The sequence below is a fragment of the Pantoea sp. X-Soil-ISGK-259 genome (assembly GCF_059730705.1).
On sequence record NZ_AP035986.1, the window covers coordinates 3,851,453 to 3,877,974 of the forward strand.

Genomic DNA, 26,522 nt, shown 5'->3' on the forward strand with positions numbered 1-26,522 from the left:
CAATAAGATGAGCGAACGTATCGATTTTCACCTTGCAGCACCGGCAGGCATGAAAGCGCTGGGCGGCGTATACAGTTATCTGGCACAAACCGATCTGCCACTCACTTTACTGGAACTGCTGTTCCTGCGCATTTCCCAGATTAACGGCTGCGCCTACTGCATTGATATGCATACTAAAGCGCTGAATAAATCGGGTATGAGCTGGGATAAGATCGTGCTAACCCCGGTCTGGCATGAATCGGGGACGCTGTTCAGTGAGAAAGAGAAGGCCGCTCTCCACTGGGCTGAATGCCTGACGCTGATTGCTCAGCAGGGTGCGCCAGACGCCTGCTATGCGGCACTGACAGCCGAGTTCAGTGAGAAAGAGATTGTCGATCTGAACATCGCGATTGGCCTGATGAACACCTATAACCGCATGGCGATAAGTCTGAAAAAGCTGCCTGCCAGCGCGAATCAGTCATAGGTGAATCCGATGCGTGGGCCGATGCGCACGCATTTTCACACTCACAAAAATGTAACATTATTTTTACACAAGCGGCTGTTAAGGCCCTGCCATTCTGATTCCTGTTATTCCTTACTGCGCAATAAATCGCTAAATTTCAGCTAATTAAATAATTCCGCACTGTTCACATCCTTTCCGGCACTGCACCAGTATGGGGCTTTTCCGCAACATCCGCTTTTAGTTAACTCACTGACTTCACTCTAAAAAATCACTAATACGCCGCGCATCGTGATGATTAATTCTTATGCTGAATCATTTCTGCATTTAAAAAATAAACTAATGTTTAATTCAGATGCGAGAATGTTATATTCGGATGACTAAGCATAACGTTCAGTTAACGCGTTATCACCGCTTTAACCCTATACCTGAGACTTAACCTTTGAGAAATAGCGCAACGCGCTCGTAAGAAGCGTGACTATTTCGCCTGCGAAACTGTTGGGCTTCAGGTCAACAGAAGAGGAGATGTCGCCTCATGAGCAATTCAGCTGTAAACCTTGCGCTCGCGATGAGTGCCATGGCAAAGGACACCACTACTGCGCAGGAGCGCAAAGACGTTGACGTGCTGCTGATTGGTGCTGGTGTGATGAGCGCTACCCTCGGTGCATGGCTGCAGGATTTAGAGCCGGACTGGTCCATCGAAATGGTGGAGCGGCTCGATAGCGTGGCCGAAGAATCCTCCAACGGCTGGAATAACGCGGGCACCGGTCATGCGGCGCTGGCGGAGCTGAACTATACGCCTCAGCAGGCGGATGGCAGCATCGACATCTCTAAAGCGATAACGATCAACGAATCGTTTCAGATTTCCCGCCAGTTCTGGGCTTATCAGGTTCAGAAAGGCAACCTGCGCAATCCCAAAAGCTTTATTCATAGCACGCCGCACATGAGCTTTGTCTGGGGCGACGACAATGTCGACTTCCTGCGCAAGCGCTTCAAAGCGTTGCAGAAAAGCACTCTGTTCCGCGGCATGGCCTACTCCGAAGATCCGCAGCAGATTGCCCGCTGGATCCCGCTGGTAATGAATGGCCGTGACCGTCGCCAGAAAGTGGCCGCGACCTGGACAGAGATGGGCACCGATGTGAACTTCGGTGAGATCACCCGTCAGCTGATCGCCTCGTTAGAGAAGAAAGCGAATTTCCAGCTGCGTCTGCGTCAGGAAGTGCGGGATCTCAAAAAGCTTGCCGATGGTCGCTGGCAGGTGACGCTGCAGTGTCTGAACAGCGGCACGCGTCGCACGCTGACGGCGAGCAAAATCTTTATTGGTGCGGGTGGCGCGGCGTTACCGCTGCTGCAGAAAGCCGGTATCCCGGAAGCGAATGGTTACGCCGGTTTCCCGGTGGGCGGTTCATTCCTGGTCACGGAAAACCCGCAGGTCGTCGCGCAACACATGGCTAAGGTTTACGGCAAAGCCAGCGTCGGTGCGCCGCCGATGTCCGTGCCGCACGTTGACACCCGCGTGCTGGATGGCAAGCAGGTGCTGCTATTTGGCCCGTTCGCCACCTTCTCGACCCGGTTCCTGAAACAGGGTTCGTTGATGGATATGTTCACGTCCCTGAACAGCAGCAATATGTTGCCAATGGTTAAAGTGGGGCTGAAAAGCTTCGATCTGGTGAAATACCTCATGGATCAGGTATTGCAAAGCGACAGCGACCGGATGGAGGCGCTGCGTGCTTATGTGCCGCAGGCGAAGCAGGAAGACTGGCGCCTTGTCACAGCGGGTCAGCGTGTGCAGATCATCAAGAAAGATGAGAAAGAGGGCGCCGTGTTGCGTCTGGGCACCGAAGTGGTCGCCTCGCAGGATGGTACGATTTCCGCTCTGCTGGGTGCCTCGCCAGGCGCCTCAACGGCGGCACCCATCATGCTGGAGCTGCTGCACAAGGTCTGTCCTGAGCAAATGGCTTCACCGGAATGGCAGAACAAAATCCGTGCGGTGGTCCCCTCCTGGGGACGTAAGCTTAATGGCGACGTGGCGCTGACAGAAAAAGTGTTAGCCGAGACCAGTCGTGTTCTGCAGCTCGACTATTCGCCGGTTACGCCGATGGCGGCCAACGATGAAGGACGGGAAACCGCGTTCGTCGTCGGCAAGTAATACAGTGCCGTTGATAAAAAGGCTCCGCATAGCGGGGCCTTTTTTATTGGGCGGTTGCCTGGTCGTCCTGAGGATTCTCTATTAGGGTTAAGGCATCTTTTAGCCGAACGATCAGGAGGAACCCGCATGTCTTACTCCCCTGCGTCACCCGAATTTACCCTGCTCGACCGCTACTGGCGGGCAGCGAACTATCTCTCAGTTGGACAGATTTACCTGATGGATAACCCGCTGTTGCGCGAGCCACTCAGGCCGGAACATATTAAACCGCGTCTGCTGGGTCACTGGGGCACCACGCCAGGTCTGAATTTTATCTATGCCCACCTCAACCGTGTTATCCGCAAACAGAACCTGGATATGATCTATATCTGCGGGCCAGGCCACGGCGGTCCCGGCATGGTGGCGAATACCTGGCTGGAGGGCAGCTATAGTGAGATTTATCCGCACATCTCGCAGGATGCGGCGGGTATGCAGCGCCTGTTTAAACAGTTTTCCTTCCCTGGCGGCATTCCCAGCCACGCGGCACCGGAAACGCCGGGCTCAATTAATGAAGGCGGCGAGCTGGGCTATTCGCTCTCTCATGCCTTTGGTGCGGCCTTCGATAATCCCGATCTGGTGGTGCCGTGCGTGATTGGCGACGGCGAAGCGGAGACCGGGCCGCTGGCCTCCAGCTGGCACGGCATCAAATTCCTCAATCCTGAACGTGACGGCGCAGTGCTGCCGATTCTGCATCTTAACGGATACAAGATTGCTAACCCGACGCTACTGGGCCGCAGCAGCGATGAGGATCTGCACCAGCTATTCAGCGGCTACGGCTATGAGCCGCTGTTTGTCTGCGGGCATGAACCGGAAAAAATGCATCCGCTGATGGCGGAGACGCTGGATACCGCCTTCAGTAAGATCGCTGCGTATCAGCGTGAGGCGCGCAGCGGCAACGCCAGCAACGACGTGCCGCGCTGGCCGATGATTATCCTGCGTAGCCCCAAAGGCTGGACCGGCCCTGAAACGGTCGACGGCAAGAAAGTGGAGGATTTCTGGCGGGCGCATCAGGTGCCGGTCGCGGCCTGTCGTGAAGATGAAGGTCATCGCCAGATCCTTGAAACGTGGATGCGGAGCTATCAGCCCGACGATCTGTTTGATGAACAGGGTCGCCTGAAGCCGGAACTGCAGGCGCTGGCACCGGAAGGCGATAAACGCATGGGGGCTTCGCCATATGCCAATGGCGGCCTGCTGCGCCGTGAGCTGGATGCACCTGACATCGCGGAGTTTGCCTGCGATATCAGCGAGCCAGGCACAGAGATAGCGCAGGCCACAGAGCATCTGGGGCGCTATCTCAGCGTGTTGTTCCAGCGTAACCGCGATAATTTCCGCCTGTTTGGCCCGGATGAAACGGCCTCTAACCGTCTGACGCCGGTCTTTGACGTGACCAGCCGCACCTGGCTGGAACGAATAGAGCCGTACGATGAGCAGCTGGCGCGGGATGGCCGGGTGATGGAAATCCTCAGTGAGCATCAGTGTCAGGGCTGGCTTGAAGGCTATCTGCTGACCGGCCGCCACGGGCTGTTCAACTGCTATGAAGCTTTTATTCACATCGTCGATTCGATGTTTAACCAGCACGCTAAGTGGCTGAAAGTGACGCGCAAGCTGGGCTGGCGTAAACCGATTTCGTCGCTGAATTACCTGCTCTCTTCGCACGTCTGGCGTCAGGACCACAATGGCTACAGTCATCAGGATCCGGGCTTTATCGATCATGTTGCCAACAAGAAAGCAGACATCGTGCGCATCTATCTGCCGCCCGATGCCAATACGCTGCTTTGGGTGGGCGATCACTGCCTGCGCACCTGGGACCGCATCAATGTGATTGTGGCGGGCAAACAGCCTGCGCCGCAGTGGCTGGATATGGCCAGTGCCGTGACCCATTGTGAAGCGGGTATGGGCGAGTGGCGCTGGGCGGGCACCACGCCGGCACATGACCAGCCAGATGTGGTGATGGCCTGCGCCGGTGATGTCCCAACTATGGAGACGATGGCGGCGGTCGATCTGCTGCGTGAGATGCTGCCTGAACTGCGCATCCGCGTGGTGAACGTGGTCGATCTACTGGCACTGCAGCCGGAAGATCAGCATCCGCATGGCAAATCTGATGCGGAGTTCGACGCGCTGTTTACCCAGGATAAACCGGTGATTTTTGCTTTCCACGGCTATCCGACGCTGATACATCGCCTGACCTATTCCCGAACCAACCACCGCAACTTCCATGTGCGCGGCTTTAACGAAGAGGGAACCACCACCACGCCATTTGATATGACGGTACTGAACGAGCTTGACCGCTATCATCTGGCGCAGGAGGCGATTCTGCGCGTGCCGGGCCTGGCCGACGCGCATCCTGAGCTGCTGGAGGATTTACAGCAGCGTCTGGCGGAACATCATCGCTATGTCCGTGAGCATGGCGAAGATTTACCGGAGGTGCAGAACTGGAAATGGCCGTCGGCCACTGCACCGGGTGCGCCCGATTAAGCGGCCAGCAGCGCGTCGGTCAGCATCCAGACGGTGGTCGCCACCAGCGACAGCGCCATCAGGCTGTTAAACAGCTGGCGCTTCCAGGCAATCTGCAGATGGCTGCGCAGGCGATCGCCCAGTGCTGCCCAGATCAGGATGCAGGGCAGATTGAGCAGCATAAAGCCGATCATCACCGTCAGGACGCCGCTGCTGCCGCTATAGAGCAGCGCGACGTTGGTGGCCATCAGCCAGGCCTTGGGATTGATCGCCTGGAAGCAGGCGCCGCCCACTATCGTCATTGGCTGAGGACGGGTGCGCGCTTCGGGTGCGGCAGCGCGAAAAATTTTCCAGGATAACCACATCAGATAAGTACAGCCTGCCAGCGTCAGCGGCAGGCGAATCGCCGCCATCCAGTGCAATAACACCTCCAGCGCCATCCCGGCAATCACCGTCTGCACCGCACAGCCCACCAGAATACCGAACACCATTGGCAGAGTGCGCCGCATGCCAAAATTGACCCCGGAGGTCGCCAGCAGCAGATTGTTCGGGCCTGGCGTAATTGACATCACGGTAACGTAACTGAAGAAAGAGGGATCAAGCATGGTGACTCTCCTGAAGGTAGACAGAGTTCTATGCTACGGCGGGGAAAGAGATGGTAACAGGGACACAAAATCACTATTGTTATGGTTACAGTTATCGTTAACAGAAATTGTACCCATTCAGGCCGGAGGCTATTGTGTCCCTTGCTCCCACGACCGAACAACCCCTCTATCAGCAGCTGGCAGAGAGCTTCGCTGAAGCCATCCATCAGGGAACGCTGAAACCCGGTAAACGCCTGCCGGCGATCCGCCGTGTTGCGCAGTCACATCAGGTCAGCGTCAATACCGTGCTGAATGCCTGGCAGATGCTGGAAGATCGCGGGCTGATTGAGGCGCGTCCGCAGTCGGGCTATTACGTGCGCGGCGTGTTGCCTGCCGTCACCCGCCACGGTCAGCATAAGACCCGGGTACGCGATCCCAGCAGCGGTAAACTCGACCTGATCGATAAGGTGTTTGCGGCGCAGAATCATCCCGACTACACCAATATTTCGCTGGCCTGCCCGCAGGACAGTGAGCTTTTCCCGGCGGCACGCATCGCCCGGATTACCGCCTCATTGTTACGTCGTGATCCCAACATGATTGGTCGCTATGCGCTTCCGCCCGGTAGTGAGCGCTTACGGGAGGAGATAGCGCGACGGGCGCTGCACGCCGGACAGACAATTACCGCCGATGAGATCACCCTGACCCACGGCTGCATGGAGGCGCTTCAGCTGGCGCTCAGAGCAGTCACGCAGCCCGGCGACTGCGTCGGGCTGGAGTCGCCTACCTACTTTTTCCTCTTTCCGCTTCTGGCCTCGCTCGGTCTGAAAGCACTGGAAATCCCCACCGATCCGCAGCATGGGCTGTCACTGGATGCGCTGGAGATGCTGCTGCAGGAGCAGCGTATCAAGGCGCTGATTGCGATGCCGAGCGCGCAGAACCCGCTGGGCTGCGGTATGTCCCTGGAGAATAAGAAACGGCTGGCAAAGTTAGTGAATACTTACCACGTTCCGCTGATAGAAGATGGGCTGTATGACGAGTTGCAGTTCGACTGGCCGCTCTCACCCGCCGTGAAAGCCTTCGATCGCGATGGCTGGGTGATCTACTGCACCAGTTTCACCAAAACCGTGGCACCCGATTTTCGTATTGGCTGGACCGCCGCAGGCCGTTTTCATGATGCGATTGCCCGACTGAAAGCGGTCTCCTCAATGGCTGAATCTGCCCTGCTCTCCGAAACGCTGGCGGAGTTTCTGGCTTCCGGCGGTTACGACCACCATCTGCGCACGCTGCGCCGTCGCTATGCAGCTAATCTGGATGAGGCGCGGGGTCTTATCGCCCGCTACTTCCCGGAAGGCACGCGCGCAACACTGCCGCGCGGTGGCTTCGTTTTCTGGGTTGAGCTACCGGGCGGCGTGAATACCACCGAGATGTTTGATCGGCTGCTGCAGGAGCAAATTTGCGTTACGCCTGGCGCACTCTACTCACTGAGCGAGCGCTACAACCATGCGCTGCGACTCTCCTGCTGCTATCCGTTTGATGCGCGCTACAGCCGGGCGATTCAGCGTGCAGGCGAAATCGCCTGTGAGCTGGCAGGAATACCGTGCGGTGAGGCTCAGGGTGTACCGTTGCGGCCCCAGACGGTATAGCCGCGACGTTCAGTCAGGCGCTCGTAATAAGTCCGCACCGCAGGGTAATCGGGATGGTCGAGCGGGGTCTCAAACCAGCGGTTCACCGCCAGGCCAATCGGAATGTCTGCCAGCGTGAAATTACGTCCGGCAACATAGCGGCCGGTTTTTTCCAGCTGCTGATTGAGAATGCTCATAGTGTGCGCCCAGCCTTTACTGGCCGCAGCCAGCAGACGCGGATCCTGATGAGCCGGGGAGTTTCGCACCAGCGACATAAATGCGTAGCGCCATGAGGTGTTGAGTTCGGTAGCTTGCCAGTCTATCCACTGATCGACAGGCGCTCGCGTTTGCGGATCATGAGGATAGAGCCACTCGCCGCCATAGGCGTTCGCCAGATAGCGCAGAATGGTATTGGATTCCCACAACACAAAGTCATCATCTTTCAGAACCGGCACCATCGCATTGGGATTCAGTGCCATGAATTCGGGTAGGTGGGTTGAGCGGAAGCCATCGCCCCACTCTTCGCGCTCAAAATCAAGGTCAAGTTCGTCACACAGCCATAGTACTTTGCGCACGTTGATTGAGGAGGCGCGTCCCAGGATCGTTAGCATTCAGAGTCTCCGGTAAAATCTTTAACTTATTGATAACGCTGTTAGCTGTTATAAGCAATCATCCGGCAGAGAAAAGGCCACACTGAACCCAGAGCAAGGAGTCACAATGAAGGTCGCGTTTAAGCAAGTCGATGTGTTTACCTCGTCCGCCTTTAATGGCAATCCGCTGGCGGTGATCATGGATGCTCAGGGGCTAAACGACAGCCAGCTGGCGGCAATTGCCCGCTGGACGAACCTGTCGGAAACTACCTTTGTGCTGCCGCCGCAGCACGAAGAGGCGGATTATCGGGTGCGTATTTTTACCGTGGAAGGCGAACTGCCGTTTGCCGGTCATCCGACGCTGGGCACCGCACATGTGCTGCTGGAGGCGGGCTGGCCTACCCGAACGCCGGGTGAAATCGTGCAGGAGTGTGGCGTCGGAAACGTGACGGTGAAGATAGGTGAGGCGGGCGAACTGGCATTTGCCGCGCCGGCGGCCACCCTGATGCCGTGGCAGGATGCGCTGATGGGGAACGCTTTAAACAGCGACGCGTTCGATCTGACGCAAAGCCCGACGGTGGTCGATATGGGGATTCGCTGGCTGCTGGTACCGATGGTCAGTGCCGACGCTGTGCTGGCGCTGCAGCCCAATGTCAGCGATTTGCAGCGTCTGGTTAAGCATGCGGGTGTTTCGGGAGTGATGCCGTTTGGCCGGTTGCCTGAGGGCGAGCCTGAGCAGTATGAAGTGCGTGGCCTGCTGGTAGAAAATGGCAGCCTGACCGAGGATCCGGTGACCGGCAGCGCCAACGCCTGTCTGGCGCGTTACTTCGCAGCCGCAGGCCATACCACCGCCTATCGCGTTCGCCAGGGAACGGCCCTGCAGCGTGCAGGCCGGGTGAACGTATCTTTCGCTGGTGAGACCATCTGGATTGGCGGCAATACGGTTACCGTCATCGACGGCACTATTACGCTGTGAAAAGCGGCGGCGTCGTGTTTTCAACGACGCCGCCCGCGGTTAAATCCCCTGCCCGCCTGAAGCCTCAATCCGCTGCGCGGTGATCCAGCCGGTTTCGTCACTGAGGATCGCGCTGATGGCGTCGCCGATATCATCCGGCAGTCCGACCCGACCCAGCGCCGTCAGTCCGGCAATCTGATCGTTAATCTCGCGGGTATCACGCACCCGGCCACCACCAAAGTCAGTCTCTATCGCGCCAGGTGCCAGAATATTGACGCGAATGCGCCGTTCGCCCAGCTCTTTCGCCTGGTAGCGCGTCAGGACTTCCATCGCCCCTTTCATCGACGCATAGGTCGAGGAGCCAGGGTAGACCAGTCGGGTCAGCCCGCTGGAGATGTTCAGGATGCGGCCACCGTCATTGATCAGCGGCAGCAGCTTCTGAGTGAGAAAGTAAGGCCCTTTAAAATGCACATTGACCAGCGCATCAAATTCCGCCTCGGTGGTGTCGGTAAACGGCTTGTAGTGTCCATGACCCGCGTTGTTCACTAAATAGTCAAATCGCTCCCGTTGCCATTGCTGCTGGAGTGCCTGTTTCACCTCTCCAACAAAGCGGTCGAACTGACCGGTTTCGCCGACATCCAGTGCCAGCGCCACGGCGCGCCTCCCCATCGCCGCAATTTCCTTTACGACCGCCTGCGCCTCATCGGCATGGCTGCGGTACGTCAGAATGATATCGGTGCCTCTGGCAGCCAGTTTTAAGGCTCCATTCCGGCCTAACCCACGGTTTCCACCGGTAATTAACGCCACTTTCTGATTCATCGCTCACACCTGTTGAAAAATTGAACACGGGTTAAGGATATTCGCGAATTATTGATCTATAAACAGGGGTAAACGCGCATCACTGTTTCAATAAAAACAACAATCGGTGAACAACATGGACAAAATTCACGCAATGCAGGTCTTCGTGCGGGTGGCAGAAATGGGCAGTTTTACCCGCGCAGCAGAAAGTTTAGGTGTGCCGAAAGGCAGTGTATCCCGGCAGATCCAGGCGCTGGAGAATCAAATGGCAACACGTTTGTTGCATCGCACCACGCGCCGGGTGCAACTCACCCAGGATGGATTAGTCTATTACGATCGCTGTCTTGATTTATTGTCGATGATTGACGATATGGACAGCCTGTTTCAGCACGAACCCGCCTCGCTCAGCGGTAAACTCCGGGTGGATATGTCGGTGGCGATGGCCACCGGTTTTATCCTGCCACGGCTGCCCGAATTTTTGCAGCACTATCCCGGCATAGAGATTGAGCTGAGTAGCAGCGATCGTCAGGTGGATGTGATCCGCGAAGGGTTTGATTGTGTCCTTCGGGTTGGCGAACTCAAAGATTCGGGGCTGATTGCGCGAAAAATTGGTACCCATACCTTGATTAACTGCGCCAGCCCTGGCTACCTTTCGCGGTTCGGCATGCCAATCCGGCTGGAAGAGCTGTCGCAGCATGCGATGGTGCATTACAGCCAGCAGCTCGGTCAGGCATCACCCGGATTTGAATATTTTGATGGCAGGCAGTGCCATTACGTTCATACCGGCGGCGTGGTGACGGTGAACAGCACCGAAACCTATCGCGCCGCCTGCCTGGCGGGCTTAGGGATTATTCAGGTGCCTGCCGCCGGCATTCAGACATTGCTGGAAAGGGGTGAGCTGGTGGAAGTGCTGCATCGCTTTCCCGCCAGGCCGATGCCGATCCATCTGCTCTATCCGCACCGGCGCAATGTGGCACGTCGCGTGCGGGTATTTATGGAGTGGCTGAGTCAGGTGTTACAGGAGTACGTCACCTGAGCGGCTATACTTTGATTTTAATGATAAACAGGACAGTGAAGGTCTATGACAGACAAGCAGGAAAATCCGCAGGATTTGCAGCCACAAAAGCCGCTTATCGATATTAAAACCGGCAACCACACCGTAGATGAATCTATTGTTCGCGTGTCGCGTTTCGCCACCTGGTTTCAGGCTATTCCGGCGGTGGCGCATTTCATTCGCGCCCTTGACCGCTTTAACGATCGGCTCGGCAGCCAGTTTGGCGCGGCGATTACCTATTTTTCGTTTTTATCGCTGATTCCCATTCTGATGGTGTCGTTCGCCGCCGTGGGTTTTGTGCTGGCATCGAATCCGGATTTGCTGACCGATATCATCAACAAAATCGTCAGCAGCATCAGCGACCCGACACTGGCAACCACGCTGAAAAATACTGTGAATACCGCGATTCAGCAGCGTGCCACCGTGGGGATTACCGGTTTACTGCTGGCGCTCTACTCCGGCCTTAACTGGATGGGTAACCTGCGTGAAGCGATTCGTGCCCAGTCGCGCGACGTATGGGAACGCAAACCGGATGACAAGGAGAAGATCTGGAAGCGTTATATTCGCGATCTGCTGTCGCTGGCGGGTCTGATGCTGGCGCTGGTGATTACGCTGTCGCTGACCTCGGTAGCCGGCTCTGCGCAGGCCTCTATCGTCAGTGCGCTGGGCCTGGATGGCATTGACTGGTTGCGGCCTGCCCTGACCATTATCGCCACCTCGATTTCCGTTATGGCGAACTATCTGCTGTTCCTGTGGATTTTCTGGATCCTGCCGCGTCATAAGCCGCGTAAGAAAGCGTTGTTCCGCGGGACACTGCTGGCGGCAATCGGCTTTGAGGTGATTAAGTTTGTGATGACGCTGACACTGCCGAAGATGGCGACCTCGCCTTCCGGTGCCGCCTTTGGTTCAGTGCTCGGCCTGATGGCATTCTTCTACTTCTTCGCTCGTCTGACGCTGTTCTGTGCAGCGTGGATCGCCACTGCCAAATATAAAGACGACCCACAGATGCCTGAAGCGGGCAGCGCGTCACGACACAAATCATCGTAATCCGTTAACAACAGCGGAAAATATTTCCCCTCGGCTATTTTTTAATCAGATAACAGGATGAATAGCTGAGGGGTCACTTTTATTTAGCCCTTTCTTAGAGTATCCCGCCATATATCGTCCGGTTTACCCCGGTATCACCCGGTATTCACAGCACCACAGAAATTATCCTCTTTTTGCCCTCTGAAGCCAGACGCGGCGCGGGTTTTCATCATTGAATGCGCCCTGGCAGATGCGTAAGATTCTTTATCTGTATTTACAAATAAGAAACAGTTATGCAAGCCTCCCTCACAGACACACTCGACAAACAGCAGGATCCCACGCCGGTTAACTCACGCAGTAAAGTGGTAATTGCCTCGCTGGTCGGTACGGCCATCGAATTCTTCGACTTTTATATTTATGCCACGGCTGCGGTAATTGTTTTCCCGCACATTTTCTTCCCGCAGGGTGATGCCACGGTCGCAACGCTACAGTCGCTGGCCACTTTCGCTATCGCCTTTATCGCGCGTCCGATTGGCTCAGCGGTGTTTGGTCACTTTGGCGATCGCGTCGGGCGTAAAGCCACGCTGGTTGCCTCGCTGCTGACCATGGGTATTTCCACCGTGGTGATTGGTCTGCTACCCAGCTATGAGACGATTGGCGTGATGGCGCCGCTGCTGCTGGCGCTGGCGCGTTTTGGTCAGGGACTGGGGCTGGGTGGAGAATGGGGTGGTGCGGCGCTGCTGGCGACGGAAAATGCGCCAGCGAAGAAGCGTGCGCTTTACGGTTCGTTCCCTCAGCTGGGTGCGCCGATTGGCTTTTTCTTCGCTAACGGGACTTTCCTGCTGCTTTCATGGCTGCTGACCGACGAGCAGTTTATGCAGTGGGGCTGGCGCGTGCCGTTTATTCTCTCTGCCGTGCTGGTGCTGGTTGGTCTGTATGTGCGCGTTTCGCTGCATGAGAGTCCGGTGTTTGCCAAAGTGCAGAAAGAGAAGAAGCAGGTTCGGGTGCCGATTGCGGCGCTGCTGAGCAAGCATCTGACCGCCACGATTCTCGGCACTTTTATCATGCTGGCGACCTATACGCTGTTCTATATCATGACCGTCTATTCGATGAGTTATGGCACCACGGCAGCACCGGCGGGTCTGGGCATTCCGCGTAACAGTATGCTGTGGATGCTGATGCTGGCGGTGATTGGCTTTGGGGTGATGGTACCGATTGCTGGTTTGCTGGCTGACCGTTTTGGTCGTCGCAAGACGATGATTACCATTACGCTGATGATTATCGGGTTTTCGTTCCTGTTCCCGGCAATGCTTGGTTCAGGTTCACAGGCGCTGGTGATGGCGTTTCTGCTGCTGGGTCTGAGCATTATGGGGCTGACGTTTGGCCCGATGGGCGCGCTGCTGCCGGAGCTGTTCCCGACTGAAGTGCGTTATACCGGCGCATCGTTCTCCTATAACCTCTCCTCGATTCTGGGTGCCTCCGTTGCGCCTTATATTGCGACCTGGCTAAATGCCCATTATGGTTTGCAGGCGGTGGGGCTGTATCTTGCGTCAATGGCAGTACTGACGCTGATCGCGTTGCTGGCCTGTAAAGAGACGCGTCACCAGACGCTTTATGACGTGTAATCCGGTTGGATGAAGGTCAGTGAAACCCGGCAGATGCCGGGTTTTTTTATGGGTTGGGTTGAGTAAATAAAGGGCGTTTCAGGGAGCATACATCTACTCCGCAGGGTTTAAAGTGTCGCCTTGAGGTCAGGTAGCAGGCTCAGGGCGCATACGCCTGAAGCAAAGACGTAAAAGACGCCATCCCTGGCAGGCTCAGCGCGGCCGATTACGCACCTCATCCCTGAGGTGCGCCCGTAGCCGGGCCAACGCATTGCGTTGTTCAAAAACGCTCCCGGCGTTGTTGTCCCTGGCCCGCGATGCTTTGCTACAGGCGTATGCTCCCATCGCCTGAAGCAGGTTAGCTGTCAGTTTGAAGATCTTGCATAGTGCTAATGAGGCAGGGTGATTCGGGCAGCAATGAAGAAGCTTGAGGGCACTGGCAATACGGGCAGAGGAGGAAAGCGTCCCGCGCCAGGGATGGCGGGTTTTGCGTCTTTCCGATCTGACCGTATTGCCTGTACAGGCTCGATCTTACAGCAAAGCAGGCAGTGCAGGCACCGTTCCTACAGCGAACCTTCCAGGCACTGTTCACAAATAAAAAACCCCGGCGAGCCGGGGTTTGTTTTGCTGAAAACGGTGAAGAGGTTTATTAGCCCGCGACAGCGATACGCTTCATGTCGGTCATGTAGCCACGCAGCTTGCGGCCAACGGTTTCAATCGGATGCTGGCGAACGGCTTCGTTAACGTCACGCAGCTGCGCGTTGTCGACCTGCGTGCCTTCAACCGCTTTACCCAGATCGCCTGGCTGCAATGTGGTCATGAACTCTTTCAGCAGCGGAACTGCGGCGAAGGAGAACAGGTAGTTACCATATTCGGCAGTATCAGAGATAACCACGTTCATTTCATACAGACGCTTACGGGCGATGGTGTTCGCGATCAGCGGCAGCTCATGCAGTGATTCATAGTAAGCAGACTCTTCAATGATGCCGGCGTCTACCATGGTTTCAAACGCCAGCTCAACGCCCGCTTTAACCATCGCTACCATCACAACACCTTTGTCGTAGTACTCCTGCTCTTCAATTTTGCCTTCATACTGTGCGGCGGTTTCGAACGCGGTCTGGCCGGTCTCTTCACGCCAGGTCAGCAGGTTTTTATCATCATTTGCCCAGTCAGCCATCATACCGGAAGAGAATTCACCAGAGATGATGTCATCCATGTGCTTCTGGAACAGCGGCGCCATGATGGTTTTCAGCTGCTCTGACAGCGCATAGGCGCGCAGTTTCGCCGGGTTAGAAAGACGATCCATCATCAGGGTGATGCCACCAAACTTCAGTGACTCGGTGATGGTTTCCCAGCCGAACTGAATCAGTTTTTCTGCGTAAGCCGGATCGGTACCTTCAGCCACCAGCTTGTCGAAGCAGAGCAGTGAACCCGCCTGCAACATGCCACACAGAATAGTCTGCTCACCCATCAGGTCAGATTTCACTTCTGCAACGAAGGAGGATTCCAGCACGCCAGCACGATCGCCGCCAGTCGCAGCTGCCCAGGCTTTAGCAATCGCCATGCCTTCGCCTTTTGGATCATTTTCAGGGTGAACCGCGATCAGCGTCGGCACACCAAAGCCACGTTTGTACTCTTCACGCACTTCAGTACCCGGGCACTTCGGCGCCACCATCACAACAGTGATGTCTTTACGGATGCTTTCGCCCACTTCAACGATGTTGAAACCGTGTGAGTAGCCCAGTGCAGCGCCATCTTTCATCAGCGGCTGAACAGCCTGAACTACAGCAGAGTGCTGCTTGTCTGGCGTCAGGTTAACCACCAGGTCAGCCTGCGGGATCAGCTCTTCGTAAGTACCCACTTTGAAACCGTTATCGGTCGCTTTGCGCCATGAAGGGCGTTTCTCCGCAATCGCTTCAGCACGCAGTGCATAAGCAACGTCCAGACCGGAATCACGCATGTTCAGACCCTGGTTCAGGCCCTGCGCACCACAGCCAACGATAACGACTTTTTTGCCTTTCAGGAAACTGGCACCATCCGCGAATTCATCACGCGCCATGAAACGGCATTTGCCTAATTGCGCCAGCTGGTTGCGCAGGTTCAATGTGTTGAAATAGTTAGCCATGGGTACTCCAGTAAGGTTGTGTTTGCTTTTTTTGTTCAGGAACGGCGAATCGTGCAGCGCCGCGAATGACCCCATCATATGACAGGAATTCTGTTGCTTAAATTGATATATTAACAACGTCACATTGCAATAAATGCAACACCACCCAGAGGCGACGCGCACATGGATTTACGGGATCTGAAACTGTTTCTTCATCTGGCAGAAAGCTGCCACTTCGGGCGCACTGCGCGTGCGATGCACGTCAGCCCTTCCACGCTGTCACGCCAGATCCAGCGGCTTGAAGAAGATGTCGGCCATGCGCTGTTTCTGCGCGATAACCGCACCGTGACGCTGACGGAAGCGGGCGAACGCCTGCGCCAGTTTGCCCAGCAGACGCTGTTGCAGTATCAGCAACTGCGCCATGTGATGGATCTTAACGGCCCGTCACTCAGCGGCGAACTGCGACTGTTCTGTTCTGTGACGGCGGCCTACAGTCATCTGCCGCCCATCCTTGACCGCTTTCGCGCTGAACATCCGCAGGTCGAAATCAAACTGGATACCGGCGATGCCGCGGATGCGGTGGAAAAAGTGCACTCCGGCGATGCCGATCTGGCGATTGCCGGACGGCCTGAAACTCTGCCCGCCAGCATTGATTTTATGCCACTGGGGCTGATCCCGCTGGTGCTGATTGCGCCTGCACTGCCCTGTGCTGTTCGCACTCAGGCCACACAGCCGCAGCCCGACTGGTCAAAAATTCCCTTCATTCTGCCGGTGCAGGGACCCGCACGGCGGCGTATCGATCTCTGGTTCCGTCGTCAGCGCATCCCGAATCCGGTCATTTACGCCACCGTATCGGGGCATGAAGCGATTGTCTCAATGGTGGCGCTGGGTTGCGGTATTGCACTGTTGCCGGATGTGGTGCTGGAGAACAGCCCGGACCCGGTGCGAAACCGCGTGCTGCTGCTGGAGAATATTGACTCGGTTGCGCCGTTCGAACTCGGCATCTGCGTGCAAAAAAAGCGGCTCGGAGAGCCGCTGATCAGTGCTTTCTGGAGCCAGCTGTAATCAGTGGCCTGACAGGAAGAAGCGGAACGCCGGGTTCTGGCTTTCGTCATGAAAGTCGTAACCCAGATCGGTGAGATGCTCCTCGAAACGTGGCTCATCGCTGCCGAGTTCAAAAGCTGCCAGCACACGACCATAGTCGGTGCCGTGGCTGCGGTAATGAAACAGCGAGATATTCCAGTGAGTGCCCAGCGTCTGCAGGAACTTCAGCAATGCGCCAGGTGCCTCCGGGAATTCAAAGCTGAAGAGCCGTTCACGCAGCGGCTTGGAGGGACGTCCGCCCACCATGTAGCGCACGTGCAGTTTCGCCATCTCATCATCTGAAAGATCGACCACCTGATAACCGCCGCTGGTGAGCTCGCTGATGATTTCGCTACGCTCTTCCACGCCACGGGTCAGACGCACGCCAACAAAGATGCAGGCTTTGTCCGCATCCGCGTAGCGGTAGTTGAACTCGGTGATGGAACGTCCGCCCAGCGTCTGGCAGAAGCGCAGGAAGCTGCCCTGCTGTTCCGGGATGGTGACGGCCAGCAGCGCTTCACGCTGTTCGCCCAGCTCACAACGCTCCGATACGTAACGCAGGCCGTGGAAGTTGACGTTGGCACCGGATAACACATGCGCCAGCCGCTCGCCTTTGATCTCATGCTGCTGGATATACTTTTTCATGCCCGCCAGCGCCAGCGCGCCAGACGGCTCCGCCACGGCACGAACATCTTCGAACAGATCTTTCATCGCCGCGCAAATCGCATCGCTATCGACGGTGATAATGTCATCAATGTAAGCCTGACAGAGCCGGAAAGTTTCGCTGCCAATCCGTTTGACCGCTACGCCTTCGGCAAACAGCCCGACGCGTGGCAGATCGACCGGATGACCCGCTTCCAGTGCGGCTTTCAGGCAGGCTGAATCTTCTGACTCCACCGCAATCACTTTGATTTGCGGCATAAGTTGCTTAATCAGCACAGCCACGCCGGCCGCCAGACCGCCGCCGCCAACCGGCACAAAGACCCGGTCGAGGTGCGCATCCTGCTGCAACAGCTCCATCGCCAGCGTGCCCTGTCCGGCAATGACAGCCGGATGGTCAAATGGCGGTACGAAGGTGGAGCCGCGCTGTTCAGCGAGTTCTATCGCTTTGGCTTTCGCCTCATCAAAGTTGGCACCAAACAGGAAAGCCTCACCGCCAAATGCGCGCACTGCATCAACCTTGATGTCTGCGGTCGCCAGCGGCATCACAATCAGTGACTTGATGCCCAGTTTCGTCGCGGAGAGTGCCACGCCCTGCGCATGGTTACCGGCTGACGCCGTCACCACGCCGCGCGCTTTCTGCTCTTCGTTCAGACCGGCAATCATCGCGTAAGCACCGCGCACCTTGAAACTGTGCACCGGCTGGCGATCTTCCCGCTTCACCAGAATGGTGTTGCCGAGACGCGCTGAAATTTTTTCCATAATCTGCAGCGGCGTCACCTGTGCCACTTCATACACCGGTGAACGCAGCACTGCGCGCAAATATTCGGCGCCGCCAGGCGCGTCAGGTAGCGGTTGAGACTCGGCCATTTTTAGCCTCCCAGCTTGCTCTTATCGCGGACGGCGCCTTTGTCAGCACTGGTCGCGAGTAATGCGTAAGCACGCAGCGCAAAGGAGACTTCACGCTGACGATTGACCGGCGTATAGGCCGCATCGCCACGTGCCTGCTGCTCTTCACGGCGGGCGTGCAGTTCGTTATCCGGCACAGCGAGTTTGATGCCGCGATTAGGGATATCGATTTCAATGGTATCGCCATCTTTGACCAGCGCAATGGTGCCGCCGTTAGCCGCTTCCGGCGAAGCGTGGCCGATAGAGAGGCCCGACGTACCGCCGGAGAACCGACCGTCGGTGATCAGTGCGCAGCTTTTGCCCAGGCCCATCGATTTCAGATAGGTGGTCGGATAGAGCATTTCCTGCATGCCCGGCCCGCCTTTTGGTCCTTCGTAGCGGATGACGACCACGTCGCCTGCCACAACTTTGCCGCCCAGAATCGCTTCTACCGCGTCATCCTGGCTTTCATAGACTTTAGCCGGACCCGTGAAGGTCAGGATCTCTTTGTCTACGCCCGCCGTTTTAACGATACAGCCATCTTCGGCGATGTTGCCGTAAAGCACGGCCAGACCGCCATCCTGCGAGTAAGCGTTTTCACGGGTGCGGATACAGCCTTCGGCACGATCATCATCCAGCGTGTCCCAGCGGCAGTTCTGTGAGAACGCCTGGGTAGTACGGATGCCTGCCGGGCCAGCGCGGAACATATCTTTCACCGCCTGATCTTTGGTCAGCATGATGTCGTACTGATCCAGCGTTTCACGCATCGTCTGCTGCAGAATATTACGGGCGCTGCTGTCGAACAGGCCTGCGCGATCCAGCTCGCCCAGAATCGCAAAAACACCACCCGCGCGATGCACATCTTCCATGTGATATTTCGGGGTACTTGGCGCGACTTTACAAAGCTGAGGCACTTTACGTGACAGGCGATCGATGTCGGAGATATTAAAGTCGATGTCGCCTTCCTGTGCCGCCGCTAGCAGGTGCAATACGGTGTTGGTGGAACCGCCCATGGCGATATCCAGCATCATGGCGTTCTCGAAAGCGGCCTTGTTAGCGATGTTACGTGGCAGCATGTTGACGTCATCCTGCTCGTAGTAGCGCTTGGTCAGACTGACGATGCGCTTACCGGCATTGATGAACAGCTCTTTGCGATCGGCGTGCGTGGCCAGCAGTGATCCGTTGCCAGGCTGCGACAGGCCCAGAGCTTCGGTCAGACAGTTCATCGAGTTGGCGGTGAACATACCGGAGCAGGAGCCACAGGTCGGGCAGGCAGAGCGTTCGATCTGATCGCTGTCGGCATCGCTGACGTTCGGGTTGGCACCCTGAATCATCGCATCCACCAGATCCAGCTTGATGATTTTGTCAGAAAGCTTGGTTTTACCCGCTTCCATCGGTCCACCGGAAACAAAGATCACCGGAATATTCAGGCGCAGTGACGCCATCAGCATTCCCGGCGTGATTTTATCGCAGTTAGAGATGCAGACCATGGCGTCTGCGCAGTGCGCGTTGATCATGTACTCGACCGAGTCGGCAATCAGTTCGCGCGAAGGCAGTGAATACAGCATGCCGCCATGACCCATGGCAATACCGTCATCCACCGCGATGGTGTTGAACTCTTTAGCCACACCACCTGACGCTTCAATCTGCTCAGCGACGAGTTTACCCAGGTCGCGGAGGTGAACGTGGCCAGGGACAAATTGGGTGAATGAGTTAACCACAGCGATAATCGGCTTGCCGAAATCGTCGTCGGTCATTCCTGTCGCGCGCCATAAGGCACGGGCACCTGCCATATTGCGGCCGTGGGTGGTAGTGGCGGAACGGTACTTAGGCATGCTCTATTTACTCCAGTAAGAATAAGCTCGCGGACGTCAGATGACGCCCGCGCTGTATCTGATTATGGGTTAACCGGATCTAACCAGCCCCACTTGTCTTCTGTTTCGCCAGTGAACAGACCAAAGAAGGCCTCCTGGATGCGTTTGGTGACCGGACCACGTTTGCCTTCGCCGACCTGAATGCGATCCACGCTGCGTACCGGCGTGATTTCTGCGGCGGTGCCAGACATAAAGACTTCGTCAGCCAGATAGAGCGACTCACGCGACAGCGTCTGCTCACGCACTTCAATGCCCATATCGCGCGCCAGCGTGATGATGGCATCGCGGGTGATACCCGGCAGTGCAGAGGAGGTGAATGGCGGCGTAAACAGCACACCATCTTTAACTTCAAACAGGTTCTCGCCAGCACCTTCTGAAATCAGGCCATTGGTGTCCAGCGCGATACCTTCCTGATAACCGTGACGACGGGCTTCGCTGCCCACCAGCAGTGAGGAGAGGTAGTTACCACCCGCTTTCGCGGCGGTTGGCAGGGTATTTGGCGCAACGCGGTTCCATGAGGAGACCATCGCATCGATGCCGTTTTCCAGCGCTTCTGCGCCCAGGTATGCGCCCCACGGGAAGGCAGCAATGATCACATCGGTGGTGAAGCCGTCTGGCGGGTTCACGCCCAGGCCCACATCGCCAACAAAGGCCAGCGGACGGATATAAGCACTTTTCAGTTTGTTCAGGCGGATGACTTCGCGGCACGCTTCCATCAGCTCATCAACGCTGCTTTTAATCGGGAAGCGGTAGATTTTGGCGGAGTCGTGCAGACGTTGCATGTGTTCGCGATGACGGAACACAACCGGTCCTTTGTGAGAGTCGTAGCAACGCACGCCTTCAAATACCGACGTACCGTAGTGCAACGCGTGAGACATGACGCTGACCTTCGCATCTTCCCACTTAACCATCTCGCCATTGAACCAAATAAAGTCTGCTTTCTTCGTGCTCATTGTTATTTCCTCTCGCGGCTACGCGCGGATTTGTTGTGTTGTCTGTTGTTGAATCTGAACGCATGCAACGTCGATCAATTTACTTAACTGCGAAGACAGTAAATCGACGGAGCGCTGGCTGGCAACGGTCATTTCAATATTAATGTTTTCTGCGTTAGCGACTGAGGCCATGTTCATAGAACAGACCTGAAAACCGCGGTGACGCACGACGCGTAAAATGCGCTCTAATATTTCAGGGCGGAAACGGGCTTCGATAGACAATTGATGCTGGTTCATACGGTTTTCTCCATCATGTTTGCATTGCTGGCACCCGGCGGTACCAGTGGCCAGACGTTTTCATGCTCATCTATTGCAACATGCAGGAAGTAAGGACCTTCGCTGTTCAGCAGAGCATCAAGGGCGGCGTCGACCTGATCTTTACGGGTAATGCGCTGGCCAGGAATGTTGAACGCGCTGGCCAGCGTGAGGAAGTCGGGATTATCGGACAGATTGGTTTCGCTGTAGCGACCGTCAAAAAAGAGCTGCTGCCACTGGCGCACCATGCCCAGACGCTGGTTATCCATCAGTACGATTTTAACCGGCAGCTTGCCGCGCTTGATGGTGCCCAGTTCCTGAATGTTCATCATGATGGAGCCATCGCCCGAGACACAGATAACCGTATCTTCCGGGCGTGCGACCTGTGCGCCGATAGCAGCAGGCAAACCAAAGCCCATCGTGCCCAAACCACTGGAGGTGATGAAGTTCTCCGGTGCGCTAAATGCCATGTGCTGTGCCGTCCACATCTGATGCTGACCAACGTCAGTGGTCACAACAGTATTGGCCGGTTTGCGATCGGAAAGCTGCTTCAGCAACAGCGGTGCATAGATCGCTTCACCTGGATGGTCATAGCGCCATGAGTGACTGGCTTTAAGCGCTTTCACCTCATCACGCCAGGCGTTGATATGCAGCGGCTGGCTCAGAGCAGGCAGCAATTCGTTGAGGTCGCCCTGCAGAGAGACGTGTGCGCGACGTAATTTGTTTAACTCAGCGGGATCGATGTCGAGATGAATCACGCTGGCGTGGGGTGCAAAGGTATCCAGCTTGCCGGTGACGCGGTCGTCGAAGCGCGCACCGACCGCGATCAGCAGGTCACATGCCTGTACGGCCAGGTTAGCGGCTTTGGTGCCGTGCATCCCCAGCATGCCCAGATAGACCTCACTGCGTGGATCCACACTGCCTAAGCCTTTCAGGGTAGCCACTGCCGGAATACCGGTTTCTTCTGCCAGCGCACGCAGTGCCGGAACAGCCTGCGCCAGACCGACGCCACCGCCAACGTAGAGCATGGGTTTTCTGGCCTGCGCCATCAGTGCACGTGCTTCGTGAATTGCCTGATGTGGCATCGCGCTTCCCTCTTCTACCGGCACCAGATGCGGTGCGGGCTCACCCTGCGCAATCTGAATGTCTTTCGGGATATCAACCAGCACCGGACCCGGACGACCCGACTGCGCCAGCGCAAAGGCTTCCGCCATGATAGCGGGCAGCTCATCCAGCGACTCGACCAGGAAGCTGTGCTTGGTACAGGCCAGCGAGAGTCCCAGAACGTCGATCTCCTGGAAAGCATCGGTGCCGATGAAGGCAGAGGTTACCTGACCGGTGATTGCCACAACCGGAACCGAATCCATCATGGCATCCGCCAGGCCCGTAATCAGGTTAGTCGCGCCAGGGCCTGAAGTGGCGATACAGACGCCAGTTTTGCCGGTTGAGCGGGCATAGCCAATCGCCGCCATCACTGCGCCCTGCTCATGACGACACAGTAGGTGTTCCACGCCGCCATCATAGAGCGCGTCGTATACCGGCATGATTGCGCCACCAGGGTAACCAAATACGGTATTAACCCCCTGCGCGCGTAAAGCCTGAACTACCCACTGTGCACCTGTCATCGCTATTCTCCTGTGTCCTGACCGGAACAACAGAATTTTATGCTACTGTTCATTGTTTGTTCCTTGTGGATTTACTGATATTTCCTCGGGTCGAAAAAAAACCCCCGGACCTTTCGGTGCGGGGGTTTTTTCGGATTCGAGGCTTGATTTTTAAGCCTTTCTTTCTCCAAGCGTTGCCCCGCACGGTAGGTTAATAACCACCACCACGCTAATCACGACCAGGCTAATCACTTGTAGAAGGGCTTTCATGTGTTGTTCAATTCTTTTACGTGTTCGAAGTAATGCCTACAGAGTTATCATAGTCAGGGGTTATGGCACAACTTTTTTTACAGACTTTTTTTAACCACTGGCGCTGGATAACGACCTATCAACCTGTATTACAAGAAATAATTACGTGATGATAATTATTCATCACTTTAGTGGCGTAATCATGTTTTGATGAATTTGCGCGCAGTCGCACAAGGTTTCAATACGCCTTGAAAAAAACGCTGATGAGCTGGACGATGGCCCGAACAGTGCTGATCATCCCCTCGCTTTCATTTGACGCTGTCACCAGACTGGCGGCAACAAGGAGCGAGTATGTCATTATCAAAAGTTCTGACCCGGGCAGCATTAGGCGTAGAAGCCCCGCTGGTGACCATTGAGGCGCATATCAGTAACGGCCTGCCAGCGTTAACACTGGTGGGTTTGCCTGAAACCACCGTGAAAGAGGCACGTGAGCGGGTCCGCAGCGCCATTATCAACAGTGGTTTTACCTTTCCGGCTAAGCGCGTCACCATCAATCTGGCCCCGGCAGATTTACCCAAAGAGGGCGGGCGGTATGACTTACCTATGGCGATCGCCATTCTGGTCGCCTCTGAGCAGCTTCCTGCCGATAAGCTGACGCACTATGAGTTTCTGGGTGAGCTGGCACTCGACGGCGCAGTGTGCGGTGTACAGGGCGCGATTCCAGCGGCTATGGTGGCGATACAGGCGGGAAGGCAGCTGGTGCTCTCCGTTGAAAATCAGGGTGATGCCGGACTCATCCGTCAGGGGTTGTCGCTGGTCGCCTCTCACCTCAGCGAGGTATGCGCCTTTCTGCGTAATGCGCTCACATTACCGACGGCCCAATACCCTGAACAGCAGGGCGACGTGCCGGCTGATGATCTCGCTGATGTCATTGGTCAGGAGCAGGGGCGCAGAGCACTGGAGATCACAGCGGCAGGCGGTCATAACCTGCTGCTGATTGGGCCACCGGGCACGGGTAAAACCATGCTCGCCACCCGACTGCCTGGCATAATGCCTTCTCTTAGCGATCAGGAAGCTCTGGAGTGCGCGGCAATCGACAGCCTGGTGAACAACAATACCCTGCACCGACAGTGGCGCACGCGGCCTTTCAGGTCACCTCACCATAGCGCATCTCTCTATGCTTTGATTGGTGGCGGATCATTGCCACGGCCCGGTGAGATATCCCTCGCGCACAATGGCGTACTGTTTCTGGATGAGTTACCGGAATTTGATCGCAAGGTACTGGACTCCCTGCGCGAGCCATTAGAGTCGGGCGTCATCGCTATTTCCCGTGCCCGGGCAAAAGTTACCTATCCGGCACGGTTTCAGCTGATCGCTGCGATGAATCCCAGTCCAACCGGGCATTATCAGGGACAACACAACCGCTGCTCACCCCAACAGGTTTTGCGGTATCTCAGCAAGCTATCAGGCCCTTTTTTGGATCGTTTTGATCTTTCGCTGGAGGTGCCGCTACTGCCGGGTGGGATGCTCAGCGGTCAGCGCACCAGAGCGGAAGCGTCTGAGCAGGTACGTCATCGGGTGGTCGCGGCACGTAACATTCAGCTGGCCCGCACAGGCAAGATCAATGCGCATTTAAACAATGCAGAGATTATGCGCTGGTGTCAGCCTGCCAAAGAAGACGCGGAGTGGCTGGAGTCCGTGCTGGAGAAACTGGGTTTGTCTGTGCGGGCATGGCAGCGGATTTTGAAAGTGGCGCGTACCGTTGCCGATCTCGCGGGGGATACGGATATTAGCCGGTCACATCTGCAGGAAGCGGTCAGTTACCGTACAATAGATCGATTAATGATTCATCTGCACAACAGCCTGCAATAAAAAAAGGGGCTTTCGCCCCTTCTCTGTTAATCGTCGCTGTCGGTAAAGTCTTCAACGGTGTCCATCTGCGGTTTACCGCCAGAGAGCGTATGAAAACGCTTAGGACGCTTAATGCGGGTCATATACTTAGACCACACGCGCTCAGCTTCCGTTTGCGGCTCACGCACGCCACGACACACTTCAATAAACAAACGTTCTTCTTCAGTTACAGGCTCACGCTTTGATAAATCCAGCTCATTAAAAGCAAAACCGTGGCGTTCAAGAAGCTGAGCCTCTTTAATAGTAAAGTCACCGTGGCGTGAGAAACCACGCGGGTAATGTTTGTTATCAAAGAAACGATTCTCTGTTGAGAAGCTTTCCGCCATGTTACACGCTCCTGATTTTCTAATGCCGTGCTGTTAATGGCGCGGAGTATTAGATAGGCTTGACAGAGTGTAAAACAAAACATTTAAATCTATACGACAAACATTTTTTGGGAGAACGCTGTGGATACGGAATTACTGAAAACTTTCCTGGAAGTGAGCAGGACACGTCATTTTGGGCGTGCTGCAGAAGCACTTTACCTTACGCAATCTGCTGTCAGTTTTCGCATCCGTCAGTTAGAAAATCAGCTTGGCGTTAATCTTTTTACACGGCATCGCAATAACATACGTCTGACAGCGGCAGGAGAGCGACTGCTTCCCTATGCTGAAAGCCTGATGAGCACCTGGATGATGGCGAAGAAGGAGGTTTCTCATACTCAGCAGCATCATGAGCTTTCTATAGGTGCCAGTGCATCTCTATGGGAAGCCTATCTGACGCCATGGCTACAGACGCTGTATGAGAATCGGGAGAGCCTGCATTTAGAAGCGCGCGTGGCACAGCGGCATCTGCTGGTTAAACAGCTTCATGAGCGCCAGCTGGATCTGTTGATTACCACTGAAGCGCCTAAGATGGATGAGTTAACCAGTCAGCAGATTGGTCATATTTCACTGGCGCTGTTCTGCGCCCGGCAGAGCGAAAAGCGCGACAAATATGATTACATTAAGCTGGAATGGGGAGCTGATTTTCATCAGCATCAGAGCTATCTCTCGGGGGCTGATGATGTGCCGGTACTCTCCACAACGTCAGCGCATGTCACCCGTGAACTGCTGCATACCACCGGCGCATGTGCGTTTCTGCCCGACTTCTGGCAGAGTGTTTACAGTGAGTTGATGATGATTCCGGATACACCCGTTGCCGTTCGTCCGCTCTATGCTGTCTGGTTGCAGAACAGCGATCAGCAGGCACACATCCGCCAGTTGCTTAAATTCCCGATTCTGATCAGGCAAAACAGCTGAATTTACGGGAAAAAGAGGTGAGCAGGGAAGATCAGAGGCCAGTTAGCGTTAGCTGGTTTTTCTTTTTTGCTTTTTTAAAGGCAAAAAAAAATCCTTTGCCGAAGCAAAGGATCGTTTTCTGGCAGGGGCGGAGGGACTCGAACCCCCAACACCCGGTTTTGGAGACCGGTGCTCTACCAATTGAACTACGCCCCTAATAGGGTGGCGGAACGGACGGGGCTCGAACCCGCGACCCCCTGCGTGACAGGCAGGTATTCTAACCAACTGAACTACCGCTCCACCGATTCTTTCACGGTTCTCAGCAACCGGCT

At 55.8% G+C, this 26,522-nt stretch carries 22 protein-coding genes and 2 tRNA genes; 11 read left to right on the top strand and 13 right to left on the bottom strand.

All coding sequences use genetic code 11. The annotated features are described in order from the left end of the window. Window positions 1–7: 7 nt before the first annotated feature. The 3 genes from AC6I77_RS18355 to AC6I77_RS18365 all read left to right on the top strand — a co-directional run bounded on the left by AC6I77_RS18355 (window position 8) and on the right by AC6I77_RS18365 (window position 5,099). Complete coding sequence (locus AC6I77_RS18355) at window positions 8–463, top strand: carboxymuconolactone decarboxylase family protein (RefSeq protein ID WP_008926347.1); 456 nt, start codon at window positions 8–10, stop codon at window positions 461–463. A 511-nt stretch (window positions 464–974) separates the two neighbouring features. Further along, the gene (gene mqo, locus AC6I77_RS18360; RefSeq protein ID WP_003852028.1) at window positions 975–2,588 is read left to right on the top strand and encodes a malate dehydrogenase (quinone); all 1,614 of its coding nucleotides are present in this window, start codon (window positions 975–977) and stop codon (window positions 2,586–2,588) included. 126 nt (window positions 2,589–2,714) lie between these two features. Beyond that, window positions 2,715–5,099, top strand: a complete 2,385-nt coding sequence (locus tag AC6I77_RS18365) for a phosphoketolase family protein (protein WP_140034139.1) — start codon at window positions 2,715–2,717, stop codon at window positions 5,097–5,099. On the opposite strand, the gene AC6I77_RS18370 is transcribed toward AC6I77_RS18365, so the two are convergent. Continuing rightward, window positions 5,096–5,683 (bottom strand): LysE family translocator, encoded by a 588-nt coding sequence (locus AC6I77_RS18370; RefSeq protein ID WP_003852024.1) that lies wholly within the window; start codon window positions 5,681–5,683, stop codon window positions 5,096–5,098. The genes AC6I77_RS18365 and AC6I77_RS18370 overlap by 4 nt on opposite strands. Before the next feature lie 134 nt (window positions 5,684–5,817). Here AC6I77_RS18370 and AC6I77_RS18375 point away from each other — a divergent pair, with 134 nt between their 5' ends. After that, complete coding sequence (locus AC6I77_RS18375; RefSeq protein WP_078805091.1) at window positions 5,818–7,305, top strand: aminotransferase-like domain-containing protein; 1,488 nt, start codon at window positions 5,818–5,820, stop codon at window positions 7,303–7,305. Here AC6I77_RS18375 and AC6I77_RS18380 read toward each other — a convergent pair. After that, window positions 7,272–7,895, bottom strand: coding sequence for a glutathione S-transferase family protein (locus tag AC6I77_RS18380; protein WP_003852022.1), 624 nt, complete (start codon window positions 7,893–7,895; stop codon window positions 7,272–7,274). The two genes, AC6I77_RS18375 and AC6I77_RS18380, sit on opposite strands and share 34 nt — an antisense overlap. A gap of 106 nt (window positions 7,896–8,001) precedes the next feature. Between AC6I77_RS18380 and AC6I77_RS18385 the strand changes: the two genes are divergently transcribed. Then, a complete protein-coding gene (locus AC6I77_RS18385; RefSeq protein WP_110410923.1) occupies window positions 8,002–8,850 on the top strand; it encodes a PhzF family phenazine biosynthesis protein in 849 nt (282 codons plus the stop codon). Between the two features lie 39 nt (window positions 8,851–8,889). On the opposite strand, the gene AC6I77_RS18390 is transcribed toward AC6I77_RS18385, so the two are convergent. Beyond that, window positions 8,890–9,648: an SDR family NAD(P)-dependent oxidoreductase gene (locus AC6I77_RS18390; RefSeq protein ID WP_008926351.1), complete on the bottom strand. Its 759-nt coding sequence runs from the start codon at window positions 9,646–9,648 to the stop codon at window positions 8,890–8,892. A gap of 115 nt (window positions 9,649–9,763) precedes the next feature. Here AC6I77_RS18390 and AC6I77_RS18395 point away from each other — a divergent pair, with 115 nt between their 5' ends. The 3 genes from AC6I77_RS18395 (at window position 9,764) to AC6I77_RS18405 (ending at window position 13,332) form a co-directional block, all read left to right on the top strand. Next, complete coding sequence (locus AC6I77_RS18395) at window positions 9,764–10,663, top strand: LysR family transcriptional regulator (RefSeq protein WP_008926352.1); 900 nt, start codon at window positions 9,764–9,766, stop codon at window positions 10,661–10,663. A gap of 45 nt (window positions 10,664–10,708) precedes the next feature. Continuing rightward, window positions 10,709–11,728: an inner membrane protein YhjD gene (yhjD, locus tag AC6I77_RS18400; protein WP_003852018.1), complete on the top strand. Its 1,020-nt coding sequence runs from the start codon at window positions 10,709–10,711 to the stop codon at window positions 11,726–11,728. Between the two features lie 272 nt (window positions 11,729–12,000). Beyond that, window positions 12,001–13,332, top strand: a complete 1,332-nt coding sequence (locus AC6I77_RS18405) for an MFS transporter (protein ID WP_003852017.1) — start codon at window positions 12,001–12,003, stop codon at window positions 13,330–13,332. Window positions 13,333–13,960: 628 nt separating this feature from the next. Here the strand turns inward: AC6I77_RS18405 and ilvC are convergent. Then, complete coding sequence (gene ilvC, locus AC6I77_RS18410; protein ID WP_008926354.1) at window positions 13,961–15,436, bottom strand: ketol-acid reductoisomerase; 1,476 nt, start codon at window positions 15,434–15,436, stop codon at window positions 13,961–13,963. A gap of 162 nt (window positions 15,437–15,598) precedes the next feature. Here ilvC and ilvY point away from each other — a divergent pair, with 162 nt between their 5' ends. Continuing rightward, window positions 15,599–16,480 (top strand): HTH-type transcriptional activator IlvY, encoded by an 882-nt coding sequence (gene ilvY, locus AC6I77_RS18415; protein WP_008926355.1) that lies wholly within the window; start codon window positions 15,599–15,601, stop codon window positions 16,478–16,480. Here ilvY and ilvA read toward each other — a convergent pair whose 3' ends face one another. The 6 genes from ilvA to ilvL form a co-directional block, all read right to left on the bottom strand. Beyond that, window positions 16,481–18,028, bottom strand: a complete 1,548-nt coding sequence (gene ilvA / locus AC6I77_RS18420; RefSeq protein ID WP_497817199.1) for a threonine ammonia-lyase, biosynthetic — start codon at window positions 18,026–18,028, stop codon at window positions 16,481–16,483. It abuts the gene before it with no gap. 2 nt (window positions 18,029–18,030) lie between these two features. Continuing rightward, window positions 18,031–19,881: a dihydroxy-acid dehydratase gene (gene ilvD / locus AC6I77_RS18425; protein WP_497817200.1), complete on the bottom strand. Its 1,851-nt coding sequence runs from the start codon at window positions 19,879–19,881 to the stop codon at window positions 18,031–18,033. Window positions 19,882–19,943: 62 nt separating this feature from the next. Continuing rightward, a complete protein-coding gene (locus AC6I77_RS18430) occupies window positions 19,944–20,873 on the bottom strand; it encodes a branched-chain amino acid transaminase (RefSeq protein ID WP_008926358.1) in 930 nt (309 codons plus the stop codon). 18 nt (window positions 20,874–20,891) lie between these two features. Continuing rightward, a complete protein-coding gene (gene ilvM, locus AC6I77_RS18435) occupies window positions 20,892–21,149 on the bottom strand; it encodes an acetolactate synthase 2 small subunit (RefSeq protein ID WP_008926359.1) in 258 nt (85 codons plus the stop codon). Then, complete coding sequence (gene ilvG, locus AC6I77_RS18440) at window positions 21,146–22,792, bottom strand: acetolactate synthase 2 catalytic subunit (RefSeq protein WP_497817201.1); 1,647 nt, start codon at window positions 22,790–22,792, stop codon at window positions 21,146–21,148. The genes ilvM and ilvG overlap by 4 nt, the downstream gene beginning before the upstream one ends. A 150-nt stretch (window positions 22,793–22,942) precedes the next feature. Continuing rightward, a complete protein-coding gene (ilvL, locus tag AC6I77_RS18445) occupies window positions 22,943–23,041 on the bottom strand; it encodes an ilv operon leader peptide (RefSeq protein ID WP_072101316.1) in 99 nt (32 codons plus the stop codon). Between the two features lie 330 nt (window positions 23,042–23,371). Between ilvL and AC6I77_RS18450 the strand changes: the two genes are divergently transcribed. Next, entirely contained in the window at window positions 23,372–24,892 is a 1,521-nt protein-coding gene (locus AC6I77_RS18450) for a YifB family Mg chelatase-like AAA ATPase (RefSeq protein WP_485522379.1), read from the top strand. A gap of 26 nt (window positions 24,893–24,918) precedes the next feature. On the opposite strand, the gene AC6I77_RS18455 is transcribed toward AC6I77_RS18450, so the two are convergent. Further along, window positions 24,919–25,257 (bottom strand): MaoP family protein, encoded by a 339-nt coding sequence (locus tag AC6I77_RS18455; protein WP_008926362.1) that lies wholly within the window; start codon window positions 25,255–25,257, stop codon window positions 24,919–24,921. Between the two features lie 120 nt (window positions 25,258–25,377). Here AC6I77_RS18455 and hdfR point away from each other — a divergent pair, with 120 nt between their 5' ends. After that, complete coding sequence (hdfR, locus tag AC6I77_RS18460) at window positions 25,378–26,211, top strand: HTH-type transcriptional regulator HdfR (protein WP_497817202.1); 834 nt, start codon at window positions 25,378–25,380, stop codon at window positions 26,209–26,211. 119 nt (window positions 26,212–26,330) lie between these two features. On the opposite strand, the gene AC6I77_RS18465 is transcribed toward hdfR, so the two are convergent. Both AC6I77_RS18465 and AC6I77_RS18470 read right to left on the bottom strand, forming a co-directional pair. After that, window positions 26,331–26,406: transfer RNA gene (locus AC6I77_RS18465), tRNA-Trp, on the bottom strand. 7 nt (window positions 26,407–26,413) lie between these two features. After that, window positions 26,414–26,490, bottom strand: a tRNA-Asp gene (locus AC6I77_RS18470). Between the last annotated feature and the right edge of the window lie 32 nt (window positions 26,491–26,522).